We start from the raw sequence: 15,680 nt of genomic DNA, 5'->3' as shown, positions 1-15,680 counted from the left end.
TCCTCCCGCGGGATGACGACCGCGCGGCGCATCGCGGCGTAGGTTCGGACCATGACGCGCCGTTCGTGGGCCTTCGACGGGTCCATCGTGGTGCTCGTGTTCGTCCTTGGACAGCTCGAGGTGTGGCTCGGCATCGGCGCGACGCAGCGCCAGGGCCCCGCGTGGGCGCAGGCCACCGGCTATGCGCTCGCAGCGCTCGCGCTCAGCTGGCGCAGGGTCCACCCGTTCGCGACGCTCGTCGCGATCGCCGGTGTGCTCGCGCTCGAGTTCGCAGCGTTCGGATCGCCCGAAGGATTCGGTGTCCAGCTGCCGGTCCTGATCGCCGCGTACTCCCAGGCACGCTGGGACCGCCGCCATCCGATGTGGTGGGGCCTCCCGGTGGTGCTGCTCGCGGGCGTCGCGTGGATCGCATTCGACCCGCTGACCCGGACCTGGCCGGAGCGCCTCGCGGCCTCCGTCTGGGTCTCCGTCCTGGTGATCGCGTGGCTCGTCGGCGCGCTGGTGCGCAGCGCCTCCAGCGCCGCCGAGAACCGCCGTCTCGCACGCTCGGCCGAGGCGAGCCGCGCGCTCGCCGAGGAGCGCAACCTCATCGCGCGCGAGCTGCACGATGCGGTGGGCCACAGCGTGAGCGTCATGACGATGCAGGCGGCGGCCGTGCGCCGGCGGCTTACCGCGGACCAGGCGGCCGAGCGCGAGGCGCTCGAGAGCGTCGAGCGGGTCGGCCGCGAGGCGATGGCCGAGATGCGTCGCCTCGTCAGCGTGCTCCGGCACGGCGGCGGCGCAGCGGATCGGGAGCCGCCCGCGTCCGCGGCCGACGTCCCCAGGCTCGTCGACGGCTTCCGCGCAGCGGGCCTCGCCGTGGACCTCGCGTTGGACGGCGACGTGGCGGACCTGCCCCCGGGCGTCGGCCTGGCGGTGTTCCGGGTGGTCCAGGAAGGGCTGACCAACGTCGTCCGGCACGCGCCGGAGGCCACGCACGTCTCCGTCGTGGTCGACCGCGGCCCCGACCACGTGACCGTCGCGGTCCGCGACGACGGCGACGCCCTCGCCGAGACGCCGGCGCCTGGTCACGGGATCACGGGGATGCGGGAGCGCGTCGCCCTCTACGGCGGCTCCGTCGACGCCACGGCCACCCCGCAAGGCTTCGCGTTGACGGCCGTCGTCCCGCTGGAGGCGCCATGAGCATCCGCGTCGCGATCGCCGACGATCAGGCGCTCGTGCGCCGCGGTCTTCGCATGATGCTCGAGATCGAGCCGGATCTCGAGGTCGTGGGCGAGGCGTCGGACGGTGCCGAGGCCGTCGTGCTCGCGCGCGCCGTGATGCCCGACGTCATCCTGATGGACGTCAGGATGCCCGGCGTGGACGGCATCGTCGCGACCGCGCGCGTCGTGGCGGATCGGCCCGACCTCCGCGTGATCATGCTGACGACCTTCGACCTCGACGAATACGTCTTCGAGGCCCTCGAGGCCGGCGCGAGCGGCTTCCTGCTCAAGGATGTCGAGCCGGAGCTCCTCATCGCGGGCGTGCGCGCGGTGCACGCCGGCGACGCGCTGCTCGCCCCGTCGATCACACGTCGGCTCATCGACACGGTCGCCGCGTCCCGCACCGCGCCGCGATCCGCGTCCGTCGCGCAGCTCGGCGCGCTGACCCCGCGCGAGCTGGAGGTGCTCACCCTCATGGCGACGGGGCTCACCAACGGCGAGATCGCTGCCCGGTTCGTCGTGTCGGAGACCACGGTCAAGACGCATGTGGGGCGTGTGCTGGCGAAGCTCGGCGCGCGCGACCGGGTCCAGGCGGTGATCGCGGCTTACGAGCACGGCCTGGTCGAGCCGGGGCGGTGACCCTCAGCGCTGCGCGCGGAACAGCGCCGCCGCCTGGCGCAGCGCCTTGCGCGCCTCGGCCTTCTCCTCGACGGCCTCGTGCGCGAAGGCGAGGTGGAACCACGCGGCCCAGCTCTCGGGGTCGAGGTCGACGCCGGTGTGGGCGACCTCGTAGATGTCCTGCTTCGCCTCGTCGGTGAGGCGGCCGTGCGCGTCGCGCGCGCCGTCGTGGAGCGGCAGCCGTCCCTCCGCCTCGAGGCGCGACGCCATGCGCTGCACCGTGATGCCGGTCCGCCACTCGTTCACGAGGAACCATGCGGCGATGAGCGGCAGCACGAGCACGAGCACGCCCAACAGCTTGGCGACCGCGCCCGGGGACCTCAGCAGCATGAGCGCGATGTTCGCGACGAAGCCCATGAGCAGCGCGAGCAGCGCCGTGGTCGCGACCGCGGCGAGGAACGCCGGGCGACGCATCACGCTCACAGCGCCATGTACCGGTCGAGGCCGACGGCGAGGCCCGGACGGCCGACCACCTCGCGCACGCCCAGCAGCACGCCCGGCATGAAGCTCACGCGGTCGAAGCTGTCGGTGCGGATGGTGAGCTGCTCGCCGGGGTTGCCCAGCAGCACCTCCTCGTGCGCGACCAGCCCGCGCAGGCGCACGGCGTGCACGTGGACCCCGTCGATGACCGCGCCGCGCGCACCGTCGGGGTCGTGGGTGGTCGCGTCGGGTGACGGGCCGATGCCGGCGGCGGCCCGCGCGGCGGCGATCCCCTGCGCCGTGTGGGTCGCGGTGCCCGAGGGCGCGTCGACCTTGTCGGGGTGGTGCAGCTCGACGATCTCGACCGACTCGAAGTACCGCGCCGCGGCGGCGGAGAAACGCATCGCGAGCACCGCGCCGAGCGCGAAGTTCGGGGCGATGAGCGCCCCCAGCTCGGGCCGCTCGCGGAGGTGCTCCTCGACGCGCAGGAGGGACTCCTCGGTCCAGCCGGTGGTGCCGACCACGGCGTGGATCCCCAGGTCGATGAGGGCGTGGACGTTCGCCTCGGTCGCGCTCGGCACCGTGAAGTCGACGGCCACCTGGGCCCCCGCGCGGGCGGCCTCGGCGATGTCGTCGCCGTGGTCGAGAGCCGCGACCAGCTCGAGGTCGGGGGCGCCGTTGACGGCGTCCACGACGTGGGAACCCATGCGCCCGGAGGCGCCCAGCACGGCGACGGAGATCATGCGTCGAGCGTACCGGGCGCCCCGCGGGCGGCGGTCCGGTCCTAGCCGGAGAAGCCGGGCGGCGCCATGCCGCCGCCCTGCTGCATCCCGCCGCCGGGCATCTGCCCCATCTGGGGCGCGTCGGAGGACTCGTCCTCGCTGCTGAGCCCGGAGAGGAGCCCGCCGGAGCCGTCACCGTCGTCCCCGTCGTCGGACGTGAGGTCCGCGGTGAGGTCGGCGAGGATCACCGCGTCCCCGTCCTCGAGGCCCGAGGCGATCTCGGTGTGGACGGCACCGATCGCGCCGGTCTCGACGGAGACCTGCGTCGCGAGACCGTCGTCGCCGATCACCTGCACCGTGGCGTCCCCTGCCGCATCGGCGACCGCGGAGGTGGGCACGACCAGCACGCCCGTCGCCCCCGCGACCGTGATCCTCATCCGCGTCGCCGCGCCGATCCTGATGGAGAAGCCGGGGTCTGGCACCGCGATCGTGACCGCGTAGGCCTGCGCGAAGTCGTTGCCGGAGTTGACGTTGCTCACGCTCGACACCACGCCGTCGACCACGTCTCCGCTGCTGCTCAGCGTGAGCTCGGCCTCCTGGCCCACGGCGAGCAGCTGGGCCTCGGTGAGGCTCACGGACAGCTCGACCAGGTAGGAGTTGTCGGCGACGAGGGTGATCGCGGTGGCGGTGTCGCCCGCGGTCACCACGTCGTCCTCGTCCATGCCGACCGCCACGACGGTGCCGGCGACCGGCGCCCGCAGGACGGCATGCTCGACCTGCTGCTGCGCGACCTTGAGCGCGGCGCGGGCCGCCGTGATCTCGGCCTTGTCGGCGAGGATGTCGGCCGCGCTCGGCACGGCGTCCTCCTGGTCGGAGCCGCCGGACATCGAGCCCTGCGACTGATCGGAGGCCGAGTCGTCGCTCGACGATCCGCCGAGCGTGCCCGTCGCGTCGTCGAGGCCGGAGGACTGGTCCAGCCCGCCGCTCGCGTCGCCCTGCGCCTGCCCGGAGGCGTCGCCGCCCTGGGCACCGGTGGAGCCGTCGGGAGCGCCGGTCGCACCGGCGGACGCGTCGCCGCCGCCGTCCGACGAGCCGCCCGAGCCTCCGGTGCCACCCGTGGATCCTTCCGAGCCGCCCGTGCCGGCGCCCGCGTCCGCGAGCGCCTCCTGGAGCGCCGCGACCGCCGCGTCGACGTCGGCCGCGAGGTCCATGAGCGTCCCCTGCGCCTCGATCGAGTCCTGCGAGGCCTCGAGCGCCGCGGCGGTCGCCTCCTGGCAGGCCGCGAGCGCATCGGTGGCGTCGGTCGACCCGTCCGCGGCATCGTCGGACGCATCGTCCCCGCCGTCGCCGGCCGAGCCGTCGACCGCATCGTCCCCGCCGTCGCCCACGGTCGTGAAGGCCGCGCACGTCTCCTGGGCGTCCGTGGCGGCCTGCTGGGCGGCCTCGAGCAGCGCCTGCGCGACGTCGTACTGGTCGAGCAGCGCCTGCTGCGCCGCGAGCAGGGCCGCGCGGGCCTCCTCGACGGCCGGATCGGTCGCGTCGTCGGCGGCCTGGACGATGCGCGTGTCCGCCGGCGTGTAGACGGCGGTGACGACCGTCGCGGTGGTCGCGACGGCGCCCGAGGAGTACGAGGCCGAGGCGGCGGTCGTGCTGCTGGTCGAGCCGGTGCTCTGCGCCTCGAGATCGTCCGCGAGCGCCTCCTTGGCGTCCGCGAGCGCCTCCTCGGCCTCCGTCACGGCGTCCTCGAGGTCGTCGGCGTCGAGCCGCGCGACGACGTCGCCTGCCTCCACCACGTCCCCCTCGGCGACCCTCACCTTGGCCACCGTGCCGTCCACCTGGAACGCCAGGTCCTCCTGGCTGGCGGAGGCGATCGCCCCGGTCGCGGTCAGCGTCTGGGTGACGTCCCCCGACTCCACGGTGGCCGTCCGGTAGGTCGCGGACGCGGACGAGGCGCCGGTGAGCACCGCGCCCGCCGCGACCGCGCCGACCGCGACCGGCGCGGCGACGAGGATCCAGCGGCGGCGCCCCGCGAGGGAGAGTCCGCGCGCCATCACTCGCCGCTCTCGAGGGCCGGCTCCGAGGTGCCGGTCTCCGTGTCGCCGGGCGCACCGCCGGGCCCGCCCTGCATCCCGCCCCGGCCGCCGCCGAACGCGCTAGCCGACACGCAGCCGTCGTCGCCGGCGTCGAACACGGCGACCGTGGTCGCGGCATAGCCGCCCGCGTCGTCGGCCTCGCCGGCCGCGGTGAGGCACATGCCCACGGCGACCGCGTCGGCATCCGCGGCCTCGGTGCCGGTGATGGTCACATCGTCCGCGACGGCCACGTCCGTCTCCTCGCCGTCGGTGCCCTCGACGGTGAGACCGTCGCCGGTCACCGCGGCGACCGCGCCGGCCACTCGCGACGAGCCATCGAAGCCGCCGGCGGGCATCTCGCCGTCGCCGGGGGCGCCGGACGGCATGTCGGAGGGCACCTCGCCCAGCTCGGTCCCGCCGCTCGGCAGGTCCGTCGGCATCTCGGCGCCGTCCGGCATCTCGCCGTCCGGCATCCCGCCACCCATGCGGCCGCCCATCCCGCCGAACCCGAGCGAGCACTCGCCGTCGTCGTCGGCCTCGGTCACGCTGATCGCGCTCGCGGCGCCGTCGTCGTCGAGCGTCGCGACCACGCACGCGCCCTCGGCGATGTCCGCGAGCGCGATCTCCACCTGCTGCGTGAACTCCGTGTCGTCTGTCCAGCTCACGGCGGTCTGCGTCGAGCCGTCCTGCACCTGCGCGAGGCCGTCCGACGCGTACGCCACCTCGCCGGTGATCCCCGACGGCTCGCGCTCCATGCCGTCCATGCCCTCGACGGTGCCGAGCACGGCATCGGACGATGCGGCGGGCGCCGCCGCCTCGTCGGACGTCGCCGCCTCCCCGGAGGAGCAGCCGGCCAGCAGCCCGGCGCAGAGCGTGGCCGCGACGATCGACATGCGGGTCTTGTTCATGGTGGGTTCCTGTTCTCTGAAGGTCACGGTCACTGGTCGCGAAGGGCGTCGATGGGTGCCAGCCGGGCCGCGCGGGCCGCGGGGTACACGCCGAAGATCGCGCCGATGCCGACCGCGACCACGACCGACACGACCAGCGCGAGGCCGGAGACGACGATGGTCGAGCCGAGCACCGACGGCAGCGCGAGGGCGAGGCCGACGCCGATGATCACGCCGACGGCGCCGCCGCTGAGGCCGAGGATCATCGCCTCGATGAGGAACTGGTTGCGGATGTTCGCCGGCGCCGCGCCCAGCGCCTTGCGCAGGCCGATCTCACGGGTCCGCTCGGTCACCGACACGAGCATGATGTTCATGACGCCGATGCCTCCCACGAGGAGCGCGAGCGCGGCGATGCCGGTGAGCAGCACCGTGAGCTTCTCGTACACCGACGTCGCCGCGTCGAGCAGCGAGTCCTGCACCTCGACGGTGAAGTCGGCGTCGTCGGCCGTCGCGATGCCGTGGAGGTTGAGCAGCAGCGCGGTGGTCTCCTGCGAGGCGGCGCTGAGCGAGTCGGACGAGGCCGCCTTGACATAGATGGTGTCGACGGACTCGCTGCTGCCCGAGGCGTCCAGCCGCTCGACCATCGTCGTCATCGGCACCACGGCCATGTCGTCGAGCGACGTCTCCCCCGACGAGCCCGCCTCCGCCAGCACGCCGACGATCTCGAGGGCCTCGCCGTCGATGGTGACCTCCTGGCCCACGACGCTCGTGGTGCCGAAGAGCTCCTCGGCCGTCTCGGCGCCCAGGACGATGACGCTCGCCCCGTCCGCCGCATCGTCCTCGGTGAAGAAGCTGCCGTAGAGGAGGTCGCGGGAGCGCACCTCGGGCCAGCTCGTGGTGGTGCCGGTGACGTCGGTGGTCCAGTTGCTCTCGCCGTACTCGAGCGACAGGCTCGCCGCCTTCTCCGGGGCGACGTCCGCCGCGTCGGGCACGGCGACCTCGGAGGCGAGCGCGTCGGCGTCGGTGAGGGTGAGCGTGTCGCCGCTGCCGAAGCCGCCGCGCATGCCGCTCTCGTCGGTGGACGATCCCGGGGACACGATGAGCAGGTCGGAGCCGAGCGCCGCGATCTGCTCGCTCACGTCCTTCTGCGTGCCGAGCCCGAGTCCGACGGTGAGCACCACGGACGCGATGCCGACGATGATGCCGAGCATGGTGAGCGCCGAGCGCATCTTGTGCGAGCGGATCGCGCGCCACGAGCTGGCGAGCAGGTCGGCGAGCCTCACTTGGCGATCTCCGTTCCCGCGCCGACGAACTGGCCGTCGGTCACGTTGTAGACGGTGCCGGCACGCGCGGCGACGTCGGACTCGTGGGTGATGAGGACGATGGTGCTGCCCTCGGCGTGGAGCTCGTCGAGCATGCCCAGGACGTCGCGGGTCGAGTGCGAGTCCAGGTTGCCGGTCGGCTCGTCGGCGAGCACGATCGCGGGCTCGGTCACGAGCGCCCGGGCGATCGCGACCCGCTGCTGCTGGCCTCCCGAGAGCTGGCCCGGGTGGTTGCGGCTCTTGTCGCCCAGGCCCACGCGCTCGAGCGCGACCATGGCCCGCTCGCGCCGCTCCGCCGGCGCGATCCCCGCGTACACGAGCGGCAGCTCGACGTTGCCGAGCGCGGTGAGGCTCGACAGCAGGTGGAACTGCTGGAAGACGAAGCCGATGCGGCGGTTGCGGGCCGACGCGAGGGCGACCTCGTCCATCTGGGACACGTCCTCGCCGGCCAGCACGTAGCGGCCGCTCGTGAGCACGTCGAGGCAGCCGAGGATGTTCATGAGCGTGGACTTGCCGGAGCCCGAAGGGCCGACGATCGCCACGTACTCCCCCGGGAAGATCCGGCAGTCGATGCCCCGCAGAGCCTCGAACTCGATGTCCCCCGTGTGATAGGTCTTGCGGGCGCCGCTCAGCTCGATGACCGGAGCGCGCATCAGCCCTGCCCGCCCGGGAACTGGCCGCCGCCGGGCATCTCGCCGCCGGTGGGCATCTCGCCGCCCGGGAACTGGCCCGTCGTCATCCGGCCGGTCTGCTGGTCGCCGCCGTCGGTGGCGGCGCCGCCGGACACCGCCGTCGCGACCGCGAGGAGCTCGCCCTCGGCGAGCCCGTCGACCACCTCGGTGTAGCTGCCGACCGTGTCGCCGAGCGTGACCTCGCGCTGCTCCTCCGCGCCCGCATCGTCCACCACGGTGACGGTCGAGACGCCGTCGGTGGTCGTGACCGCGTTCGTGGGGATCGCGAGCACGTCGACCTGGCGCAGGTAGACGATGTCCGCGGTGACGGACGTGCCCTCGTAGAGGCCTTCGACCGCGCCCGTGACCTGGAGGTCGACCGCGTAGGTCGCGCTGCCCCCGGTGGTGGTGGGCAGGTTCGCGATGTCGGTGACGAGGCCGAAGAACTCCCCGTCGACGTCGTCGGCGGTGAAGGTCACCTGGTTGCCCTCCGCGATCTGCGCGACCTCGTCCTCGGACAGGCTCACGGAGACGGTCCACTCGTCCTGGCCCACGATCGTCACGCCGCCGTCGCTCGAGGTGGACGATGCGGTGGTGGTCATGCCGCCGGCCTGGGCGGACGCCGTGGTCCCGCCCGTCGACCCGCTCGAGCCGGACGACACGACGTCGCCCACCTCGTAGGGCTGCACGGTGACGAGGCCGGCCATGTCGGCGACCAGCTCCGCGTCGCCCATCGCATCCCGCGCCGCCGCGACGCTCTTCCTCAGCACCTTGACCTGGGCCTCGGCGGCCGCGATCTGGGCGGCGCTCGCGTCGGAGCCGTCGTCGGCGTCCTCGAGGTTGGCGAGGCTGGCCTTGGCCTGCGCGAGCTCCGCCTGCGCCGACCGCAGGGAGGCCGTGAGCTGGAGCGTGTCGATCTCGGCGATCACGTCGCCCGCCTCGACGACGTCGCCCGCCTCGACGTGGACCGCGGTGACCTCGCCGGAGGCCTCGAAGGCGAGCGCGTCGGTCGACACGGCCGCCAGCGTGCCCGTCGCGGACACGGACTCCTCGAGGGTCTGGAGGCCCACGGTCACCGTCTGCGTGCCGGCGACCTCCGCGTCGAGACCGCGCTGCTGGGTCTCACCTCCGCCGCCCCACAGCGCCATCGCGCCGGCGCCGAGGCCGGCACCGGCCAGCACGGCTCCTGCGGGGACTCCCCACGTGCGTACGCGGGTCCACCGGGAAGGGTTCTTGGGCATCGTCCGTCCGTTCGATCATCGCCGACTGTCGATGCGAAGGTATGGACGGTTCCTGGGAGATGGCTGGCAATCGGATAAGGGCACCATAAGCACCCGCGCGGGGCCGGGAAGCCCCTGGTGTTGGGCGGGTCAGGCGGGTCCGACGCGCACCGACACGCGATCGCGGCCGGCGATGTCCGCCGCCAGCGCGCGCACCTGGTCGGCGGTGACCGCGTGGACGTCGTCGAGCATCTCCGCGATGGACCACAGGTCGCCGAACACGAGCTCGGCCTTGCCCAGGCGGGACATGCGCGAGTACGAGTCCTCGAGGCGCAGCACCATCGAGCCGGCGATCTGCCCCTTGGCGCGCTCGAGCTCGCCCGCGGTCACGCCCTCGGCCATGCGCTCGAGCTCGACGGCCATGAGCCGCTCGACCTCGTCGACCTTGGCGGGCGTGCACGCGCCGTAGACGCCGAATACGCCGGTCTCGGTGCTGGGCGCGCCGAACGAGTACACCGCGTACGTGAGGCCGCGCTTCTCGCGGATCTCCTGGAACAGGCGCGAGGACATGCCGCCGCCGAGGATCGCGTTGTAGACCGCGAGCACCGAGCGGCGCTCGTCGGTGGCGCTGAAGCCGCGGGTGCCCAGCAGCACGTGCGCCTGCTCGAGCTCGTGGCGGCGGATGCGCACCTCGGGGGTGAGGGTCGCCTCGACGGGCGCGAAGCGGTCGCGCCTGCCCGCCGGCACCACGCCGTCGGCGAGGTCCCAGCCGCCCCGGAGCAGCGCATCGGCGACCATCGCGCACACGGCGTCGTGGTCGACTCCCCCGGCGGCCGTCACGATGAGGCCGGCGGGCGTGTAGTGCTGCTGGTAGTGCTCCCAGACGGCGTCCCGGGTGACGGCCTCGATGAGCTCCGGGGTACCGCCGATGGGCCGCCCCAGTACGTGGCCGCCGAGCACGGCCTCGGTGAAGCGCTCGTGGATGACGTCGCCCGGGTCGTCCTCGTTCATCGCGAGCTCCTCGAGGATGACCCCGCGCTCCATGTCGAAGTCGGACTGGTCGAGGCGCGCGCTGGTGACCATGTCGAGGATGACGTCGATCGCCATCGGCAGGTCGGTGTCGATCACCCGCGCGTAGTAGCAGGTGTACTCCTTGCCGGTGAGGGCGTTGGACTCGCCGCCCACGCGGTCGAACTCCTCGGCGATGTCGAGAGCGCTGCGCCGCCCGGTTCCCTTGAACAGGAGGTGCTCGAGGAAGTGGGTCGAGCCGGCGTGCTCGGGCGCCTCGTCGCGCGAGCCGACGCCCACCCAGGCGCCGAGGGTCGCCGAGCGCATGCCCGGGATCTGCTCCGTGAGCACGCGCACCCCGCCCGGCAGCACGGACCGGCGGATCACCGCGCCGTGGTCCTGCTCGATGGTGAGGTCGGAGCCGATGGCTCCCGCGTGCACGAGGGGAAGCATGTGGGGCATGAGGGCGAGCCTATCCGCGATTCCCAATGACACATGTGACGCATGTGGTCGCCCGCGGCCGATGCGCGCGTGGCCGCCACCCGCTACCCGCCACCCGCATGCCACGCGCTTGTCACACCAGTCACATGCTTCATTGGGAATCGATGGCCACACACGTCACATGCTTCATTGGGAATCGATGGCCACGTACGCCGAAGGGCGGCCCGGCGAACCGGACCGCCCTTCGAACGGAACTGCGTCAGACCAGGCTTACGCCTCGACGGTCTCCTCGGCCTCGTCGGAGGAACCCTCCGCACCGGCCTCCTCGACCACGCCGAGCGAGAGCTTGCCGCGCGGGTCGACCTCGGTGATCTCCACCTGGATCTTCTGACCCACGCCGAGCACGTCCTCGACGTTCTCGACGCGCTTGCCGCCCACGAGCTTGCGGATCTGCGAGATGTGCAGCAGACCGTCCTTGCCCGGGGTGAGCGAGATGAAGGCGCCGAAGGCGACGGTCTTCACCACGGTGCCGACGAAGCGCTCGCCGACCTCGGGGACGTGCGGGTTCGCGATCGCGTTGATCGCGGCGCGCGCGGCCTCCGCCGACGGACCGTCGGTGGCGCCGATGTACACGGTGCCGTCGTCCTCGATCGAGATGTCGGCGCCCGTGTCGTCCTGGATCTGGTTGATCATCTTGCCCTTGGGGCCGATGACCTCGCCGATCTTGTCGACGGGGATGCGCACCGCGATGACGCGCGGGGCGTGCGGGCTCATCTCGTCGGGCTCGGAGATGGCCTGCTCCATCACGCCGAGGATGTGGACGCGGGCCTCGTACGCCTGCGACAGCGCGCCGGCCAGGACCGAGGCGGGGATGCCGTCGAGCTTGGTGTCGAGCTGGATCGCGGTGACGAACTCGCGGGTACCGGCGACCTTAAAGTCCATGTCGCCGAAGGCGTCCTCGGCACCGAGGATGTCGGTGAGGGCCGCGTAGCGGGTCTCGCCGTCGACGGTGTCGGACACGAGGCCCATCGCGATGCCCGCGACGGGGGCCTTGAGCGGCACGCCCGCGTTGAGCATGGCCAGCGTCGAGGCGCAGACCGAGCCCATCGAGGTCGAGCCGTTCGAGCCGAGCGCCTCGGACACCTCGCGGATCGCGTAGGGGAAGTCCTCGCGCGACGGGAGCACCGGCACGAGCGCACGCTCGGCGAGCGCGCCGTGGCCGATCTCGCGGCGCTTCGGGCTGCCCACACGACCGGTCTCACCCGTCGAGAACGGCGGGAAGTTGTAGTGGTGCATGTAGCGCTTGTGCGTCTCGGGCGAGAACGAGTCGATCTGCTGCTCCATCTTGAGCATGTTGAGCGTCGTGATGCCCATGATCTGGGTCTCGCCACGCTCGAAGATCGCGGAGCCGTGCACGCGGGGCACCACGGCGACCTCGGCCGACAGGGGACGGATGTCCTTGAGGCCACGGCCGTCGATGCGGACGCCGTCCTTGAGGATGCGCTGGCGGATGGTCTGCTTGGTGACCGAGCGGACGACCGCCGAGATCTCCTTCTCGCGGCCCTCGAACTGGCCCGAGAACTGGTCGAGCGCGCCCGCCTTGATCTCGTCGAGGCGGTTCTCGCGGGTCTGCTTGTCGGCGATCTGGAGCGCCTCGGCGAGGTCGCCCTCGATCGCGGGCGCCACGGCGCCGAACACGTCGTCCTGGTAGTCGAGGAAGCGCGGGAACTCCGCGGTCTCCTTGGCGGCCTTGGCGGCGACGTCGGCCTGCGCCTCGCACAGCGCGCGGATGAACGGCTTCGCGGCCTCGAGGCCCTCGGCCACGACGGTCTCGGTGGGCGCCTGCGCACCCTCGGAGACGAGCTCGAAGGCGTTCTCGGTCGCCTCGGCCTCGACCATCATGATGGCGACGTCGTCGCCCACCACGCGGCCGGCCACGACCATGTTGAAGACCGCGTTCTCCATCTCCGACCAGCGCGGGAAGCACACCCACTGGCCCTCGACGAGCGCGATGCGCACGCCGCCGATGGGGCCCGAGAAGGGCAGGCCGGCGAGCTGCGTCGACATCGAGGCCGCGTTGATCGCGACGACGTCGTACTGGTCGTCCGGGTGGATCGCGAGGACGTCGACGACGACCTGGATCTCGTTGCGCAGGCCCGACACGAACGACGGGCGCAGCGGGCGGTCGATGAGGCGGCACGTGAGGATGGCGTCCGTGGTGGGACGGCCCTCGCGGCGGAAGAACGAGCCGGGGATCTTGCCGGCGGCGTACTGGCGCTCCTCGACGTCCACGGTCAGGGGGAAGAAGTCGAAGCCGTCGCGCGGCGCCTTCGAGGCGGTCGTCGCGGACAGCAGCATGGTCTCACCGTCGAGGTACGCGACGGCGGAGCCGGCGGCCTGCTTGGCGAGGCGGCCCGTCTCGAAGCGGACGGTGCGGGTGCCGAAGCGACCGTTGTCGATCGTGGCCTCGGCGAACTGGATCTCAGGACCCTCCATCAGGAGTTGCTCCTTGCCTATTCGTGGCAGGCAGGCGGATGCGGCTCACGCCGCGTCACTGATCGTCAGTCGAAACACCCAGAACGGTCCCCATGCGGAGGAGGGGGTTCTGGAGGTCACCACCGAGGATCAGCATCCGGCTGGCCTGCCAGGTTGTGTTGGTCGGCCCGACGAACCGGGCCGCGACAATCCTAACAGCAGGGAGGGACGATGCGCGGGTCGCCCAGGCGTGGCGCCCGCCGGCGCATCGTGCCCGCCGGCGCATCGTGCCCGGATACGCGAAAGCCCGGCCGCTTCGACCCCTGAGGGGAGCGGCCGGGCAGACGCCTGGTGGGCTTGCGCTTAGCGGCGCAGGCCGAGACGCTCGATGAGCGCGCGGTAACGGTTGATGTCCGTCTTCGCGAGGTAGTTCAGGAGGTTGCGGCGACGGCCGACCATGAGGAGCAGGCCACGACGCGAGTGGTGGTCGTGCTTGTGCTCCTTGAGGTGCTCCGTCAGGTCCTTGATGCGCTGGCTGAGGACCGCGACCTGGACCTCGGGAGAGCCGGTGTCGCCCTCGTGGGTCGCGTACTCGGTCATGATGGACTGCTTCACTGCTGCGTCGAGCGCCACTGTGTACTCTCTCTCGTTCGTTGCGCGGCGCACCCGGGCATGTTCTCCGGGGCACTGGGATCCGCGGCCGTTCTACGGCGACTGTCCATGGTACAGGACGGGGGACGATGCGCGCGACCGGGCCTACAGCTCGCTGTCGCCCGTCCTCGTGTTGGCACGGAGCGCCTGCGCAGCGGGATCGCCATGGTACGCCTGGCGGCGCCTCTCCCCGTCGGTCTCCCCCGGCCGTCGCTGCGGGACCGGATGGGACTCGGGACGCCGCCCGGCCGCGAAGACCGGGTCGCCCGCGTGGGCGCCCTCCTCGCGCGCGGGTCCGCCGATCCCCGACTGCGGGATGGGCCCGGTGGGGCCGATCTCCGGCGGCTTGAGCCCGCGGCCGCCGCCCCCCTCGCGCAGGCGGCGCTCGATGAACGTCGCGAGGCGGGACACGCCCATGTTGATGAGGATGTAGATGGTGGCGCCCACGAGGAACAGCGGGATGACGTACTGGTCGCCGAAGTAGTCGCGGTTGTTCTTGATGGTCCGCAGCAGCTCGGGGTACGCGACGATGTAGCCGAGCGAGGTGTCCTTGAGCAGGACGACGATCTGGCTCACGAGCGCGGGCAGCATGATCCGCACCGCCTGCGGCAGCTCGATGAGCAGCGTGGTGCGCATGGTCGACAGCCCGATGCTGAGCCCCGCCTCGCGCTGGCCCTTGGGCAGCGCCGCGAGGCCCGCCCGCAGGATCTCCGCGACGACGGCCGCGTTGTAGACGACCAGACCGAAGACGACCGACCACAGCGGCGACCAGCCGAACACGAGCTTCGCGAGGAACATCAGCATGAGCACGGGCAGGCCGCGCGCCAGCTCGGTGGTGACGGCGGCCGGCCCGGACAGCCAGCGGGTGCGCGCGCCGCGGCGGACGATCGCGATGGCGCCGCCGATGAGCAGCGCGATGGGCGCCGCGATCGCGGCGGCCTTGAGCGTGTTGCCCAGTCCCCTCGCGAGCGACATCCACACGTCCGCGGCGGTCTGGTTCTTGGGCGGGTCCCACAGGATCGCCCAGCGGTCGTCGAAGATCCCGCGCTGGTACCACGCGTACGCGATCCATGCCGCGATCGCGACGAACGCCAGGGAGAACGTCCAGTTGAGGATCCGGTCGAGCCGCTTCGCGCGGGGGCCGGGGGCGTCGTAGAGGACCGATCCGCTCATCGTGCGAACGCCACCTTCCGCTCGACCTGCCCGGCGAGGAGGCCGAGCGGGATGGTGATGACGAGGTACATGAGCGCGAGCCCGAAGAAGATGAAGAAGCCGTCCGACGGGTGCGCGTTGGTGAGACGCTGCTGGATCGCGACGATCTCGGTGTACGCGAACCCGGCCGCGACCGAGGTGTTCTTGGTGAGCGCGATGAGCACCGAGATGAGCGGCGGGATCGAGGTGCGCCACGCCTGCGGCAGCACCACCTGCGACAACGTCTGGCCGAACGTGAGGCCGATGCTGCGCGCGGCCTCCGCCTGGCCGATGCCCACCGAGTTGACGCCCGAGCGCAGCGCCTCGCACACGAACGAGCTCGTGTAGAGGGTGAGGGCGACGACGGCGGGCCAGAAGCCGAGCTCGGGGAACAGCAGCCCGAAGCTCGGGGCGACGAAGACCCAGAAGAAGAACATGAGCGTGAGCGGGGTGTTCCTCACGAGCTCGACGTAAGCCGTGCCGAAGCTGCGCAGCGGCCCTACGGGCGACACGCGCATCGTCGCCAGGGCCGTGCCCCACACGAGCGCGAGCGCCCCCGACACCGCGGTGAGCGTCAGCGTCGCGAGGAACGCGCCCCAGATGAGGCCGAACTCCTCGATGAACGTCGTCATGCGATCCTCCGGACGGGGGGGGGGGGGGGGGGGGGGGGGGGGGGGGGCCCGGGGGGGGGGGGGGGGGGGGGGGGGGGGGGGGGGGGGG

14 protein-coding genes are annotated in these 15,680 nt (G+C 72.4%); 2 read left to right on the top strand and 12 right to left on the bottom strand.

Translation table 11 applies throughout. From position 1 onward, the window contains the following. The first annotated feature begins 51 nt into the window (after nucleotides 1-51). Both QQX09_RS09765 and QQX09_RS09760 read left to right on the top strand, forming a co-directional pair. Nucleotides 52-1,182, top strand: coding sequence for a sensor histidine kinase (locus tag QQX09_RS09765; protein ID WP_301134040.1), 1,131 nt, complete (start codon nucleotides 52-54; stop codon nucleotides 1,180-1,182). Then, nucleotides 1,179-1,841 carry a response regulator gene (locus tag QQX09_RS09760; protein WP_301134037.1) on the top strand — a complete coding sequence of 221 codons (663 nt, stop codon included), beginning with the start codon at nucleotides 1,179-1,181 and terminating at the stop codon, nucleotides 1,839-1,841. The genes QQX09_RS09765 and QQX09_RS09760 overlap by 4 nt, the downstream gene beginning before the upstream one ends. Nucleotides 1,842-1,844: 3 nt before the next feature. Here QQX09_RS09760 and QQX09_RS09755 read toward each other — a convergent pair whose 3' ends face one another. The 12 genes from QQX09_RS09755 to QQX09_RS09700 form a co-directional block, all read right to left on the bottom strand. Beyond that, complete coding sequence (locus QQX09_RS09755) at nucleotides 1,845-2,303, bottom strand: hypothetical protein (RefSeq protein ID WP_301134034.1); 459 nt, start codon at nucleotides 2,301-2,303, stop codon at nucleotides 1,845-1,847. Beyond that, nucleotides 2,300-3,043 carry a 4-hydroxy-tetrahydrodipicolinate reductase gene (gene dapB, locus QQX09_RS09750; protein WP_301134031.1) on the bottom strand — a complete coding sequence of 248 codons (744 nt, stop codon included), beginning with the start codon at nucleotides 3,041-3,043 and terminating at the stop codon, nucleotides 2,300-2,302. The genes QQX09_RS09755 and dapB overlap by 4 nt, the downstream gene beginning before the upstream one ends. Nucleotides 3,044-3,084: 41 nt before the next feature. Next, nucleotides 3,085-5,073 carry a permuted SH3 domain-containing protein gene (locus tag QQX09_RS09745; protein ID WP_301134028.1) on the bottom strand — a complete coding sequence of 663 codons (1,989 nt, stop codon included), beginning with the start codon at nucleotides 5,071-5,073 and terminating at the stop codon, nucleotides 3,085-3,087. Further along, nucleotides 5,073-6,002 carry a hypothetical protein gene (locus QQX09_RS09740; RefSeq protein WP_301134026.1) on the bottom strand — a complete coding sequence of 310 codons (930 nt, stop codon included), beginning with the start codon at nucleotides 6,000-6,002 and terminating at the stop codon, nucleotides 5,073-5,075. Before QQX09_RS09740 ends, QQX09_RS09745 begins: the two co-directional genes overlap by 1 nt. Before the next feature lie 29 nt (nucleotides 6,003-6,031). After that, on the bottom strand, nucleotides 6,032-7,264 hold the full coding sequence (locus tag QQX09_RS09735) for an ABC transporter permease (RefSeq protein WP_301134023.1): 1,233 nt from the start codon (nucleotides 7,262-7,264) through the stop codon (nucleotides 6,032-6,034). After that, on the bottom strand, nucleotides 7,261-7,956 hold the full coding sequence (locus tag QQX09_RS09730; protein WP_301134020.1) for an ABC transporter ATP-binding protein: 696 nt from the start codon (nucleotides 7,954-7,956) through the stop codon (nucleotides 7,261-7,263). The genes QQX09_RS09735 and QQX09_RS09730 overlap by 4 nt, the downstream gene beginning before the upstream one ends. Beyond that, on the bottom strand, nucleotides 7,956-9,155 hold the full coding sequence (locus QQX09_RS09725) for an efflux RND transporter periplasmic adaptor subunit (protein WP_301134017.1): 1,200 nt from the start codon (nucleotides 9,153-9,155) through the stop codon (nucleotides 7,956-7,958). The genes QQX09_RS09730 and QQX09_RS09725 overlap by 1 nt, the downstream gene beginning before the upstream one ends. A 189-nt stretch (nucleotides 9,156-9,344) precedes the next feature. Further along, the gene (locus QQX09_RS09720) at nucleotides 9,345-10,664 is read right to left on the bottom strand and encodes a M16 family metallopeptidase (protein ID WP_301134016.1); all 1,320 of its coding nucleotides are present in this window, start codon (nucleotides 10,662-10,664) and stop codon (nucleotides 9,345-9,347) included. Between the two features lie 249 nt (nucleotides 10,665-10,913). Then, nucleotides 10,914-13,139 (bottom strand): polyribonucleotide nucleotidyltransferase, encoded by a 2,226-nt coding sequence (locus QQX09_RS09715; RefSeq protein ID WP_301134014.1) that lies wholly within the window; start codon nucleotides 13,137-13,139, stop codon nucleotides 10,914-10,916. 342 nt (nucleotides 13,140-13,481) lie between these two features. Further along, entirely contained in the window at nucleotides 13,482-13,751 is a 270-nt protein-coding gene (gene rpsO, locus QQX09_RS09710; RefSeq protein WP_301134012.1) for a 30S ribosomal protein S15, read from the bottom strand. A 123-nt stretch (nucleotides 13,752-13,874) separates the two neighbouring features. Beyond that, nucleotides 13,875-14,942, bottom strand: a complete 1,068-nt coding sequence (locus QQX09_RS09705; protein ID WP_301134010.1) for an amino acid ABC transporter permease — start codon at nucleotides 14,940-14,942, stop codon at nucleotides 13,875-13,877. Then, the gene (locus QQX09_RS09700; RefSeq protein WP_301133998.1) at nucleotides 14,939-15,592 is read right to left on the bottom strand and encodes an amino acid ABC transporter permease; all 654 of its coding nucleotides are present in this window, start codon (nucleotides 15,590-15,592) and stop codon (nucleotides 14,939-14,941) included. The genes QQX09_RS09705 and QQX09_RS09700 overlap by 4 nt, the downstream gene beginning before the upstream one ends. Between the last annotated feature and the right edge of the window lie 88 nt (nucleotides 15,593-15,680).

The sequence above is a fragment of the Demequina litoralis genome, assembly GCF_030418455.1.
Classification (GTDB): Bacteria; Actinomycetota; Actinomycetes; order Actinomycetales; family Demequinaceae; genus Demequina; species Demequina litoralis.
This window is presented reverse-complemented; position numbering and strand designations above follow the sequence as displayed.

Excerpts from the sequence above, each read along its gene's own strand:
- QQX09_RS09720 (WP_301134016.1), bottom strand. The coding sequence starts at position 10,664 with ATGCCCCACATGCTTCCCCTCGTGCACGCGGGAGCCATCGGCTCCGAC.
- QQX09_RS09760 (WP_301134037.1), top strand. The coding sequence starts at position 1,179 with ATGAGCATCCGCGTCGCGATCGCCGACGATCAGGCGCTCGTGCGCCGC.
- QQX09_RS09740 (WP_301134026.1), bottom strand. The coding sequence starts at position 6,002 with ATGAACAAGACCCGCATGTCGATCGTCGCGGCCACGCTCTGCGCCGGG.
- QQX09_RS09730 (WP_301134020.1), bottom strand. The coding sequence starts at position 7,956 with ATGCGCGCTCCGGTCATCGAGCTGAGCGGCGCCCGCAAGACCTATCAC.
- QQX09_RS09715 (WP_301134014.1), bottom strand. The coding sequence starts at position 13,139 with ATGGAGGGTCCTGAGATCCAGTTCGCCGAGGCCACGATCGACAACGGT.
- QQX09_RS09705 (WP_301134010.1), bottom strand. The coding sequence starts at position 14,942 with ATGAGCGGATCGGTCCTCTACGACGCCCCCGGCCCCCGCGCGAAGCGG.
- QQX09_RS09700 (WP_301133998.1), bottom strand. The coding sequence starts at position 15,592 with ATGACGACGTTCATCGAGGAGTTCGGCCTCATCTGGGGCGCGTTCCTC.
- QQX09_RS09765 (WP_301134040.1), top strand. The coding sequence starts at position 52 with ATGACGCGCCGTTCGTGGGCCTTCGACGGGTCCATCGTGGTGCTCGTG.
- QQX09_RS09745 (WP_301134028.1), bottom strand. The coding sequence starts at position 5,073 with ATGGCGCGCGGACTCTCCCTCGCGGGGCGCCGCCGCTGGATCCTCGTC.
- dapB (WP_301134031.1), bottom strand. The coding sequence starts at position 3,043 with ATGATCTCCGTCGCCGTGCTGGGCGCCTCCGGGCGCATGGGTTCCCAC.